Origin of the sequence: Chromobacterium sinusclupearum, from assembly GCF_002902845.1 — a bacterium.
In the GTDB taxonomy this organism is placed as follows: Bacteria; Pseudomonadota; Gammaproteobacteria; order Burkholderiales; family Chromobacteriaceae; genus Chromobacterium; species Chromobacterium sinusclupearum.
Genome location: NZ_PPTF01000066.1, coordinates 1 through 10870, shown reverse-complemented (window position 1 = coordinate 10870; position 10870 = coordinate 1). Strand labels below are relative to the sequence as shown.

Annotated in this window: 11 protein-coding genes, 3 tRNA genes and 1 riboswitch; of the genes, 6 read left to right on the top strand and 8 right to left on the bottom strand. The window is 59.5% G+C overall.

Annotation, left to right across the window (positions count from 1 at the left end; all coding sequences use genetic code 11):
• Nucleotides 1–285: 285 nt before the first annotated feature.
• The 3 genes from C2134_RS13900 to C2134_RS13890 all read left to right on the top strand — a co-directional run bounded on the left by C2134_RS13900 (nt 286) and on the right by C2134_RS13890 (nt 3161).
• Nucleotides 286–660 carry a DUF1289 domain-containing protein gene (locus C2134_RS13900; protein WP_103320771.1) on the top strand — a complete coding sequence of 125 codons (375 nt, stop codon included), beginning with the start codon at nt 286–288 and terminating at the stop codon, nt 658–660.
• A 13-nt stretch (nt 661–673) separates the two neighbouring features.
• A complete protein-coding gene (locus C2134_RS13895) occupies nt 674–1279 on the top strand; it encodes a methyltransferase domain-containing protein (RefSeq protein ID WP_103320770.1) in 606 nt (201 codons plus the stop codon).
• 82 nt (nt 1280–1361) lie between these two features.
• Nucleotides 1362–3161: a methyl-accepting chemotaxis protein gene (locus C2134_RS13890; RefSeq protein ID WP_103320769.1), complete on the top strand. Its 1800-nt coding sequence runs from the start codon at nt 1362–1364 to the stop codon at nt 3159–3161.
• 46 nt (nt 3162–3207) lie between these two features.
• Here C2134_RS13890 and C2134_RS13885 read toward each other — a convergent pair whose 3' ends face one another.
• The 7 genes from C2134_RS13885 to C2134_RS21905 form a co-directional block, all read right to left on the bottom strand.
• The gene (locus C2134_RS13885; protein WP_103320768.1) at nt 3208–3777 is read right to left on the bottom strand and encodes a TMEM165/GDT1 family protein; all 570 of its coding nucleotides are present in this window, start codon (nt 3775–3777) and stop codon (nt 3208–3210) included.
• Between the two features lie 29 nt (nt 3778–3806).
• Nucleotides 3807–3955: riboswitch (yybP-ykoY riboswitch) on the bottom strand.
• Nucleotides 3956–4104: 149 nt separating this feature from the next.
• A complete protein-coding gene (gene mscL, locus C2134_RS13875) occupies nt 4105–4569 on the bottom strand; it encodes a large-conductance mechanosensitive channel protein MscL (protein WP_043626605.1) in 465 nt (154 codons plus the stop codon).
• 58 nt (nt 4570–4627) lie between these two features.
• Nucleotides 4628–5485: a DMT family transporter gene (locus tag C2134_RS13870; protein WP_103320766.1), complete on the bottom strand. Its 858-nt coding sequence runs from the start codon at nt 5483–5485 to the stop codon at nt 4628–4630.
• Between the two features lie 86 nt (nt 5486–5571).
• Nucleotides 5572–5647, bottom strand: a tRNA-Asn gene (locus C2134_RS13865).
• 33 nt (nt 5648–5680) lie between these two features.
• Nucleotides 5681–5756: transfer RNA gene (locus tag C2134_RS13860), tRNA-Asn, on the bottom strand.
• Between the two features lie 30 nt (nt 5757–5786).
• Nucleotides 5787–5862, bottom strand: a tRNA-Asn gene (locus C2134_RS13855).
• 204 nt (nt 5863–6066) lie between these two features.
• Nucleotides 6067–6312, bottom strand: coding sequence for a hypothetical protein (locus C2134_RS21905; protein WP_233163957.1), 246 nt, complete (start codon nt 6310–6312; stop codon nt 6067–6069).
• Here C2134_RS21905 and ygfZ point away from each other — a divergent pair.
• From ygfZ to C2134_RS13840, 3 genes are all read left to right on the top strand, one after another.
• Entirely contained in the window at nt 6196–7116 is a 921-nt protein-coding gene (gene ygfZ, locus C2134_RS13850) for a CAF17-like 4Fe-4S cluster assembly/insertion protein YgfZ (RefSeq protein ID WP_233196455.1), read from the top strand. The two genes, C2134_RS21905 and ygfZ, sit on opposite strands and share 117 nt — an antisense overlap.
• Before the next feature lie 100 nt (nt 7117–7216).
• A complete protein-coding gene (locus C2134_RS13845) occupies nt 7217–7522 on the top strand; it encodes an H-NS histone family protein (protein WP_043626609.1) in 306 nt (101 codons plus the stop codon).
• Nucleotides 7523–7786: 264 nt separating this feature from the next.
• A complete protein-coding gene (locus tag C2134_RS13840) occupies nt 7787–9505 on the top strand; it encodes a cyclic-di-GMP receptor FimW-related protein (RefSeq protein ID WP_103320764.1) in 1719 nt (572 codons plus the stop codon).
• 67 nt (nt 9506–9572) lie between these two features.
• Here C2134_RS13840 and C2134_RS13835 read toward each other — a convergent pair whose 3' ends face one another.
• Nucleotides 9573–10706 (bottom strand): M14 family metallopeptidase, encoded by a 1134-nt coding sequence (locus C2134_RS13835; protein ID WP_103320763.1) that lies wholly within the window; start codon nt 10704–10706, stop codon nt 9573–9575.
• Nucleotides 10707–10870: the final 164 nt, after the last annotated feature.

Sequence of the window (10870 nt, the reverse complement as noted above, 5' to 3'; positions counted from 1 at the left end):
GCCTGAAAAAACAATGTATTGTGATTGTCTGCGGGTCTGCATGGGGTGCAGAGGGTCGGAAGTTCGAATCTTCTCACCCCGACCAAATAAAACCTGTTTAAAAACAGTGGTAAATCTAACCCGGTATAGCCGGGTTTTTTATTTTCCGTCTTCCTCCCTTCTCTGCGCATCCAATATGCGTGCCCGTTTAATTCTGCTGATATACTCGATCGAAACCGGTTTGGTTTATCGTCTGCGATAAAATAACGGTTTCAAGTCATTGTTTTGTATTTGGATATCGCCTTGATGAGTCGCAATCGTCCTGATTCTCCTTGCATCGCCCTGTGTTCCACCGCCTTGGGCGACAACGTGTGCCGCGGCTGCGCGCGCACGTTCGGCGAAATCAGCCAGTGGTGTTTCATGGGCGACGATGAGCGCGAAGCGGTCTGGCTGCGCTTGCCGCAGCGTCAGCGTTTGCTGCAGCTGGCTGCGGCATGCGGCGCCTTGCTGGAGCTGGACAGCCTGGATGGCGTCGAGTGGGGCCGCCTGCCGGATGGCAGCCGCTACCGGCTGGACGAGCGGGGCGCTCTGCATAGGGTGGGCCGCGATGGCGCGGCCGAGGTGCTGCGCGTGGATGATCTGACGCCGCAACAGGCGGCGGCCTGGCTGAGACGGGCATGAACAGGAAATAACCATGGCAGACAGTTCTCGAGTGGATTTCTGGGAACAGCGTTATCGCGAAGGCGTGACGCCCTGGGAAGGGGCGAGCCTGCCGGAGCCGGCGCGGCGTTTCTTCGCCAGCCTGCCGCCGTCCACGGTATTGTTGCCGGGGTGCGGCAGCGCGGGAGACATGCCGCCGCTGCTGGCGCTGGGTCACCAAGTGCTGGCCGTGGATTTCAGCGAGTCGGCAATCGCGCTGGCCCGCAAGCAGTGGCCCGCCGGCGCGGATAGGTTGCTGCTGGGTGATTTTTTCCAGCTGGAATTGCCCGCTTTCGACTGCGTGTTCGAGCGGGCTTTTTTGTGCGCGTTGCCCAAGGAAATGCGCGGACAGTATGCTGAAAGAGTGGCGGGTCTGGTCAAGCCTGGCGGAGTATTGGCCGGCGTGTTTTTCCTGGGCGACAGCGAAAGGGGGCCGCCGTTCGGCATGGCGGAGAATGATCTGCAAGCGTTGCTGGATCCTTTGTTTACCTTGGAGCAGGCTTTGCCGTTGCCGGATGGCCTGCCGGTTTTCTCTGGCCGGGAATGCTGGATGGTATGGAAACGACGGGGATTTGATTTGGATCAAACCTTAAAGGCCTGAGGGAATGGTCAGCGTGGCAGGTTTCAGAAAAAATAGCGACCGATAAAAATAAAACGGTTCAGATTGTTCGGGAGGAGAGCAAATGGAGTGGTTTTGGCGGCTGTATACGTTTTCGGAAAAGACCTTCTGGCATAGCCTGAGCAGGAAACTCGGCAGTTTTTTCTTCATCAGCCTGTTTCAGTTGCTGATGGCGGGATATTGCTATTACGCGCTGAGCGATATCCGGGCGACGGTGCGCGATGCCGGCGTTTCCGCGCAAGTGCTGGCGCGGGTGGACGCGACGGTCGATAGCGCCCTGTACTGGACGCTGGGATTATGGGTGCTGAGCTTCCTGTTCATCGCCTTCATGGTCTGGTATCTGCGCTACCTGATCGTGCGACCGCTGAAGATGATCATCCAGATCTTCAATGAAATCGGCGCCGGCGCCGGCGATCTGTCGCGCGAGATCCCCACCGTCACCTACGACGAAATCCGCGAGCTGTCGCTGTCGTACAACCGCTTCCTGCTGAAAATGCGCGAGATCATCAGCAATGTGCGGCGGATGACGGTGCGCATCGCCATGGATTCCGCCGTGACGCGGCGTAATGTGACGGAATCGGTGAATAGCGCGCGTCAACAGGACGAATTGGCCAAGCAGGTGCGGCAGGCCAGCGACCAGTCCACGCGCGGCGTGGAGCAGGTGACGGAGCAGACCGAGACGATTTCCGCGACGACTGCGGAAAACCTTCGCGTCGCCCGCGATTCTTACGAGGAACTGCGCTCGGTGACAGACAGCATTCACGACATCAGCCGCAAGGTGGGGCATTTCAACCACACGGTGGAAGACTTGAGCCAGCGTTCGTCCAGCATCAAGGCCATCGTCGACCTGATCAAGGATGTCTCCGAGCAGACCAATCTGCTGGCCTTGAACGCTGCGATCGAGGCGGCGCGCGCCGGCGAGAGCGGGCGCGGTTTCGCCGTGGTGGCGGACGAGGTGCGCAAGCTGGCGGAGCGCGTGAAAACCGCCACGGACGAAATTTCGCACAATATCGACGGCATGTTGGGCTTGGTGGCGAATACGCAGCAAGAAACCGCGGCGATCACCGAGGACACCCATCAGGCGCGCGAGGTGATTTCGCGCGCATCCGAGCATTTCAGCAAAATGATGGGCGACTTTGAATCCACTTCCTCCAGCCTGAGCCAGATCGCCGCCACCATGCATGAGTTCATGGACGGCAACCAGATGGTCAACCGGCATGTGGCCGAGATGCACCAGTTGGGGCTGCTGGTGAACGAGCGGCTGGGCGAAACGGAACGCGCCGCCGGCGAATTGACCGAGGCCGCCGAGCAGGTGCAGGGGCTGGTATCGAAGTTTGTGATAGGCGAGGGCGCGTTCGACCAGGCGCTGAGCCACGCTCGCGCGGCGCGCGATCAGGTGGCGCAATTGCTGCAGGCTGAGCTGAAGCGCGGGCTGGATTTGTTCGACCGACGCTATCAGCCCATTGCCGGGACTCAGCCGGCCAAGTACCACACCAGTTACGACGACCGTCTGGCCAAGCAGCTGCAGCCGGTGATAGACCGCGTGGTGGAGCTGATACCGGGCGGCAAGTTCTGCCTGGCGGTGGACGGCAACGGCTACGCGCCGACGCATAACAGCTGGTATAGCCGGCCGCCCTGCGGCGATGCGCAGAAGGATCTGGCGGAGAGCCGCGACAAGCGCCTTTTCAACGATCCGGCCGGTTTGCGCGCCGCCCGCAATGTGCAACCTTTCCTGTTGCAAACCTATAGCCGCGATACCGGCGAAGTATTGTCGGAAGTGGATTTGCCGCTGGAACTGGGCGGGCGGCATTGGGGCGCGCTGCGCATAGGCTTTGATCCGAACGTCCTGTTGTCGCAGGGTTGAATCGATGGGAGCGAGGGAGGCTGCGGCCTCCCTCGTTTTTTATGCCTTACAGCGACAGCGGGGTCAGCAGCGTCGCGATGCCCAGGCCGACGAATAGCGCGGCGGCGATCGCGTGCATCAGCTTCTGCGGCACCTTCTTGGCCGCAACTTCGCCCAGCAGCACCGCGGGCACGTTGGCGATCATCATGCCCAGCGTGGTGCCCAGCACGACCATATAAAGCTGTTCCGGGAAGCGCGCGGACAGCGCGACCGTGGCGATTTGCGTCTTGTCGCCCATCTCCGCCAGGAAAAAGGCGATGATGGTGGTGCCGAAAACGCCGAAGCGCTCGCGCAGCAGATTACTGTCGTCCAGCTTATCCGGAATCAGCATCCAGGCGGCCATGGCGATAAAGGAGATGCCGAGGCCCCAGCGCATGATGTCCGGGCCAACCTTGGCCATCAGCCAGTGGCCGACCGCGGCGGCGGCAAAATGATTGACCAGGGTGGCGACGAAGATGCCGAGTATGATGGGGCCGGGCTTTTTAAAGCGGGAGGCCAGCAGCAGGGCCAGCAGTTGGGTTTTGTCGCCGATCTCGGCCAGAGCCACCACGCCGGTGGAAATCAGGAAGGCTTGCATGAATGCTCCAAGGGCCGCGCATACGCCATGACAAACCTGCGCGGCGGCCCCGCTGCGCGCAAGCATGTCATGGGTCTTGCCAAACGGAAGCTCGTCGCAATGGCCATGGCTGCCGCCAAGTATGTTGACCATTGCCGGCGCGAAGCCGCGCCGAGGCTACTCCCCCAGAACGACGCGGATTGTAGGGGAATCGGCCGGCGCGGGCAAGCGCTTTGCGCCGCTAACAAAACCTCGTTGGAGAACCTGGGCCAAGGCGCGCCGAGGCAGGCAGTACCAACCGTACGGCAAGGAGGCGCAACGCAGGATCAGGCGTTTTGTTAGTGGGTCTTAATCCAGCTGCGAGGTACAGCAGGGGCAGCGCGTGGCTTTCTCAGGAATGGCGGACAGGCAGTAGCGGCATTCCTTGGTGGCCGGCGCGGGGGGCGCGTCAGCCGCGGGCTGTTCGCGCTTGAGCCGGTTGATGGCCTTCACCAGCATGAAGATGGCAAAGGCGACGATGGTGAAGCTGACCAGCGAGTTGATGAACAGGCCCAGGTTCAAGGTAACCGCGCCGGCTTGCTTGGCCGCCGCAACCGAAACATAGGGCCCGGCTTGCTTGGCGCCGTCCTTCAGCACGAAGAACAGGTTGGAAAAGTCGACGTTGCCGACCAGCAGGCCGATAGGCGGCATGATTACATCGTCCACCAGCGATTTGACGATGGAGCCGAATGCGCCGCCGATCACCACGCCGACAGCCAGGTCGATCACATTGCCTTTGACGGCGAACTCCTTGAACTCCTTCAATACGGACATGGCTTTTCCTTTATTTGATACCCGTAATTATAACTTTTTCAGTATTTTCTTGGTATGGCTACAGCGGCTGAGTTTTTGGCGTGGGCCGTTCCGGCAGCGTGCCCAGCAGCGCGCCGCCCAGAATCAACACGATGGCCAGCAGCGCCAGTTGATTCAGTTCGCCGCGGCCGCTGGCGGTCAGCAGCAGGGTGGACAGCAGCGGCGTGGCATAGGACAGCGAGCCGATGCGGCGCGGATCGCCGTGGCGCAGCGCGCGTTCCCATAGGAAGAATGCGCCGCCCATCGGACCCAGGCCCAGCAACAGCAGCGTGGCCCATTGCGCGGCATCCGGCCGCGCGGCCGGCTCGAACAGCGCATGGCAAGCCAGCGACAGCAATCCGGACAGCAGGCAGAATCCGCCCATGGCGCTGCTTGGGAAGCTGGGCAGGCGCTTCAACAACAAGCTGAAAGTGGACCAGACCACTGCCGCGGCGATGGCCAGCAGATAGCCTGGCAGATATTGCTGTGATAGCGACAGTTTGCCGCCAGTGACGATCAGCGCAGCGCCGAGAAAACCGAGCAGGCCGCCGGCAATGTGGCGGCGCGTCAGTTGCGTGCCGGGAATCAGCAGCGGCGACAGCGTGACGATCAGCAAGGGCCATAGATAGTTGAGCAGATTGGCTTCCAGGACCGGCGCCAGGCGAAAGGCGAAGAACAGCAGGAAGTGGTAGCCGAACAGGCCGTATACGCCGACGAGCAGCGTGGCTGGCGCGACTTTCCAGTCGCGTATCCGGTGCAGCGACAGCAGGCTGCCTATGCACAAGCAGATGCCGACCACGAAGAAGGGCGGCAGCGAGCGGGTCAACGCGCCCAGGGTGGCGAGCGAGGCCCACAGCAGGATGGCGCCGGCGGCAAGTAGGGTGGGGTGGCGAGGCATCGTTTCTCCAATCAGCTTGGAGACGATTGTAAGGGGGAAATGCCAAACGAAAAAGCCGCAGCATAAGCTGCGGCTTCATCGTATTCTGGCTCCCCGAGCAGGGCTCGAACCTGCGACCTGCGGATTAACAGTCCGTCGCTCTACCGACTGAGCTATCAGGGAACAAAACTTTGAATTGGGCGCCGTGCGGCGGTGTGGCTCCCCGAGCAGGGCTCGAACCTGCGACCTGCGGATTAACAGTCCGTCGCTCTACCGACTGAGCTATCAGGGAACACATGAACTCAATTGAGCCAAAGTGAATTGGCTCCCCGAGCAGGGCTCGAACCTGCGACCTGCGGATTAACAGTCCGTCGCTCTACCGACTGAGCTATCGGGGAATTGAGTGAGGGCGAACTATATACGGAGGCCGGCTGGCGTGTCAATGCTTGGCGACGGTTTTTTTGAGAGATTCCAGCAGCCGCGACGGCAGCCGCCGCTAGGCGATTGTTGCGAAAAGATATTTTCCCGACGCATCAAACGAAGGCGTGGCAACGGCTGGCGACGGAGTGCCGCTTGGCGGTAAGATCGCACATTGATTTCAATTAGGGAGCGACGGCATGTATGCATTCTGGCAACAGTGGCTGCGTCAAAAAGGCGTAAACCTCGACGAGCAAGGTCAGCAACCGATTGAGGCGCATTTGCGGCAAGTCGCCGCGCTGGAGCGGGAAACCGTGCTGGCGCCTTTGGACAATTTTGTATTGCTCAGAGTGGAAGGCGAAGACGCCGAGGCTTTTTTGCAGGGACAGCTGTCCAATGATATCCGCCAGATTCAGCCAGGCGAGGCGCAATACAGCACCTATTCAACCGCCAAGGGCCGGATGTTGGCCAGCTTTTTGATCTGGCGGCATGGCAATGCTTATTACCTGATGGTATCGGCCGATATCGCGCCGGCTATCGCCAAGCGGCTGACGATGTTCGTCCTGCGTTCCAAGGTCAAAATCACCATGGACGAGGAGTGGTTTGTTCTGGGCATGTCCGGACCGCAGGCAGCCCATATATTGCAGCCGCATTTTGCCGAAGCGGCCAATCTGGAGAAAATGCGGGTAGCCGAGCAGGGTGATGGCGCGCTGTTGCGCTTGCCGCATGACGGCTATTTGCTGGCGCTGCGTCGCGGCGGCGGTTTGGAGACCGATATTTCCAAGCTGGAGAATGTCGTCGCGGTATCGCCGGCAGTATGGGCGCTGCATGATATTCGGGCAGGCATCGCTTGGGTGACAGGCGAGACCCAGGAGCAATTTGTGCCGCAGATGGCCAATATGGAGTTGATCGGCGCGGTCAACTTCAAGAAAGGATGCTATCCCGGCCAGGAAATAGTCGCGCGCAGCCAGTATCTGGGAAAAATGAAACGCCGGATGTTTCTGGCGGCGTTCGATCAACCGCTGACGGTTGGCTGCAAATTATATAGTCCGGATTTGCCCGAGCAATCGATTGGTATGCTGGCGGCTGTGTGCCAAGTGGAAGCGTCCCGGTATTTGGGCTTGGCGGTCGTGCAATCGCAAACTTGGGATGCCGGTGTATTTGCCGATGAGGCACATGCAATTGCGCTGCGGAAACTGGATTTACCCTATTCGATTGATCCCATAGCCGAATAATGGAGATTTTGTTTTCTTTTTGATCCTTGACTTGTGCCAATTGTATTGGCTACATTACACCCTGTAATGGGTAAATCAATAATCATCAAGGGAACATCTCATGGATCTGTCGAAACTCGACTTTACCGAACTGGTTGCGCTTAAGGGCGAAGTAGAAAACGAAATCAAGCGCCGCGAGGTGGAAGAAAAAGCCAAGGCCAAGAAACAGATTATCGAGCTGGCCCGCGCCTACGGTTTGAGCGTCGAAGAAGTGCTGAGCAAAGCCGTTGTCGTGCGCAAGCCGGTTGAGGCAAAGTACCGCCACCCGCAAAGCGCCGAACTGACCTGGACTGGCCGTGGCCGCAAGCCGGCTTGGGTGCAGGCCTGGATCGATAGCGGCAAGTCTCTGGAAGATCTGGTTATCTGATAAGCTGATTTCCGGCTCGGTAAAAAAAAGCGCCTTTATGGCGCTTTTTATTTTGCATCGCGGCATGCAGCCCGTTGCCAGCGGCAAATGCTTTTGTCGATGGAGGGGGGATGTCGTCAATGCTTAATTATCATTTCATGAGTGCAATCAAGCGCGGACAAGCCGCGGCTGCGCTTTGCAGCAAGCGCGCCAGTCTGACTATAAATCTAGTAGTATAGAGGCATATCGTGGTTTTTCGACGGCTTCAGGGGACTGGACGGGAGCATGCTGGATTTCTTTTCAAGGGGGGGCAAGGGCAAGCCGGATCCCATGGCGAACGCGGAGTCGGCCAAGGCGCATGTCGAAGCGTTGAAGCAGGAGTACGGCCCTGCCGCGCATGACAAGGCGGTCGAGCTGCTGAGCGGGCTCAGCTTATCCTCCCAGCCGTTGTCCGTGGAGCTGCTGGAGGCGGTGCTGATGTTGAATCAGGAAACGCAGCCTCTGCATGACAGCCTGTGCGTGCAATACCTGATGAATGCGCGGATGCCCAAGGTGTTGGAAAGCCAGCTGCGCGCCCAGATACTGAATTACGGCCAAAAATTCACCGAATTTTATCAATATGCATTGCCGGCTGTGGACGATGGCCCGGAAGCAGGCGGGACCGCGAGCCATTTGCCTTTGGTGTTGGCGCGGATTTTTTATTACCTGCTTGAATATGCAAGGTGGCAGTACATCCGGAATTTTCAGCCGGATGAAGTATTTTGGCTGAATGTGAATCAGCTGTACCGTCTGGCGGAGCAGCGTGGTTTGGATGCTCAGCCGGTGTTTTTGTTTGATGAAAAAGCCCTTGCCACGACGGTGCAGGATCAGTATTTGGTGTTGCAAATGCTGTCCATGCTCAGCGATGGCAATCTCACCGCCAAACAGATCCATTTCTCTTATCAGCTATTGTGTTTGCTGAGCAATAGGATGACGCTGAGCAAAGCCTATTTTGCCGAAGCCAGTTTCGCCATTCAGTTGAACGATTCCAAACCGGCCGAACGGCCAAGCGGCATCAGCGCCAATGAGTGGACGCGTTATTGGCATACCACCGAGCTGGTGGAAACCTTGCATCACTGGGCGATTACGATGGAGGCCGGCCGCGTGCCGGCGGAATTGAAATCGTTGATCGTGCCGGGGATCGACGCCGTCTTGCTCAGAACCTTGATGCGGATATGGGCGGTCAAGCCGGTGCTGTTTGCTCGCGCCGAGCGCAAGGTTGTCAGCAATCGGCAGGTGGAGGTGGCGCATCGGCTGACCATGCTGCACAAACTGGTGCGCAAGCCGGACGACGAGGCGGCGCAGACGACCCGCGCCGGCGACAAGGACAGTTACGAGGATGCCGCCAATATCCGGATCTATGGCTTCGTCACCAGCCGGAAACGCGACAAATCCGTATCGCCGCAGCCTGCCAGAGCCTTGGCGTTGTCGGGAGAGACGGTTGAGCCGCCGCCGCAGCAGTTTCCCAAATGGTCGCTGGAGAACATCAGCCAGACCGGCCTTGGCGTTTCCCTCGATGTCATGGGCAATGAATGGGTGGCCTTGGGCGGTTTGATCGGTTACCGCGAGCCCGACGCCGATGGCTGGTGCCTGGGCATTATCCGCCGGGTGCGGCGCACCAGCCGCGAACGGATTTATCTGGGCGTGGAGACCTTGACCACGCGTCCGCTGGCAGCATCGCTGCGCCCTACGGATGCGCGGCTGATCGATCCGACGCTGCCGCCGGATCAGGTCTGGCTGGCTGGCCATATCAGCCTGTTTATGCCGTACCGGCGCGCGGACAAGTTGATCAACGCGCTGATCCTGCCGGTTTCGCTGTATATGTTGGACAAGCAGTTCTATATGACTGTGCGCGGCAAGCATTTCCAGATCGCGCTGGGCAAGGTGATGGAGAAGGGCCGCGACTGGTGCATGGCGGAGGTAGAGCTGATCAAAACCTTGGAGAAGCTGCCCGTCGTATTGTGAATGCGCGCGCGCGGCGCAATGCAAAAAAGCCGGCTGATGCCGGCTTTTTTTACGCATGCGGGGCGTGTTAGCTGCGTTCCAGATCGTTCAGGATGGCGTAGATCGGCGACAGCGCCGCTTCGCCCAGGCGCAGGCTGCGCTGGCCGCTCCAGCCGAAATCGTCGTCCGGCAGGTTGTTGTTGTCCTTGAACGGCATTTCCAGCGTGAAGGCCAGGCAGCCGAACTGTTCGCAAATCCAGTTGGTGGCGATGCCCATATTGGCCTTGCCCGGTTCATTGCGCGGGTAGCCGTGCTCGGTCTGGAAATCGGGGCTGGCCAGCAGGAAGTGGTGGCGGAAGCTGTCCGCCAGCTTTTCCAGCCGCTCGTTCCAGGACGGCACGCCTTCGGTGCCGGCCAGGAACACGTAAGGGATATTCTCATCGCCGTGGATGTCCAGGAACAGATCCACGCCGGTTTCCAGCATTTTTTCGCGCACCACCAGCACTTCCGGGCTGGTTTCCGGGCTGGGATTCGACCATTCGCGGTTCAGGTTGGCGCCGGCGGCGTTGGTGCGCAGATTGCCCAGCACCGATCCGTCCGGGTTCATGTTCGGCACCACATAGAACGTGGCGCGGTCCAGCAGGGCGCGGCTGGTTGGGTCTTGCGGGTCCAGCAGGCGGTTCAGCAAACCTTCGATGAACCATTCGGCCATGGTTTCGCCGGGGTGCTGGCGCGCGGTGATCCAGATCTTCAGATCGGACTCCACTTCGTGGCCTATGGTCAGCAGGTTCATGTCGCGGCCCTGCACGGTGGAGCCGAGATCGGTGACCTGGCACAGGCCGGAGCCTTGCGCCTGGCCGATCAGGTTCAGGTGCTGCTCGTAGGAGTACGGCTCGAAGTAGGCATAGTAGATGCTGCCGGACAGCGGCACATGTTCGATCACCATCACGCCGTCTTCGTAGCGCGTCGGCACGCGGAACCAGTTGATGCGGTCGTACGAGGCCATCGCCTGATAGTCCACCCAGCCTTGCGGGTAGGCGCATTCGGCGGCGTTCAGGAAGCGGAAGGTGCAGTGTTGGTAGGCAGCGCCTTGTACGCGGAAGTAGAACCATTGCGCGAACTCTGCCGCATTGTCGCGGCGGATGCGCAGTTGGATGTCGTCAAGGTTGTCTGAGGAGACGATCTCGATGCTGCCGGCGTCGAAGTTGCTGCTGATCTTCATGAGGGGAACCCGTGGTGCTTGCACAATCTCTGTAAAGCGCGATTGTAACCCCGTAGCGGGGCCGCGCGCATCCGTTAAAGCAAAATCTATGGTCAGCCCGAGTTTTGCAACTCCAGAACACTGATTCATACTGACAAGGTAGGCTTGCTCTAATCTATCCGGAC

Bases quoted from the DNA above. Each gene is read 5' to 3' on its own strand.
- C2134_RS13900 (WP_103320771.1), top strand. From the start codon at position 286: ATGAGTCGCAATCGTCCTGATTCTCCTTGCATCGCCCTGTGTTCCACC.
- C2134_RS13895 (WP_103320770.1), top strand. From the start codon at position 674: ATGGCAGACAGTTCTCGAGTGGATTTCTGGGAACAGCGTTATCGCGAA.
- C2134_RS13890 (WP_103320769.1), top strand. From the start codon at position 1,362: ATGGAGTGGTTTTGGCGGCTGTATACGTTTTCGGAAAAGACCTTCTGG.
- C2134_RS13885 (WP_103320768.1), bottom strand. From the start codon at position 3,777: ATGCAAGCCTTCCTGATTTCCACCGGCGTGGTGGCTCTGGCCGAGATC.
- mscL (WP_043626605.1), bottom strand. From the start codon at position 4,569: ATGTCCGTATTGAAGGAGTTCAAGGAGTTCGCCGTCAAAGGCAATGTG.
- C2134_RS13870 (WP_103320766.1), bottom strand. From the start codon at position 5,485: ATGCCTCGCCACCCCACCCTACTTGCCGCCGGCGCCATCCTGCTGTGG.
- C2134_RS13845 (WP_043626609.1), top strand. From the start codon at position 7,217: ATGGATCTGTCGAAACTCGACTTTACCGAACTGGTTGCGCTTAAGGGC.
- C2134_RS13840 (WP_103320764.1), top strand. From the start codon at position 7,787: ATGCTGGATTTCTTTTCAAGGGGGGGCAAGGGCAAGCCGGATCCCATG.
- C2134_RS13835 (WP_103320763.1), bottom strand. From the start codon at position 10,706: ATGAAGATCAGCAGCAACTTCGACGCCGGCAGCATCGAGATCGTCTCC.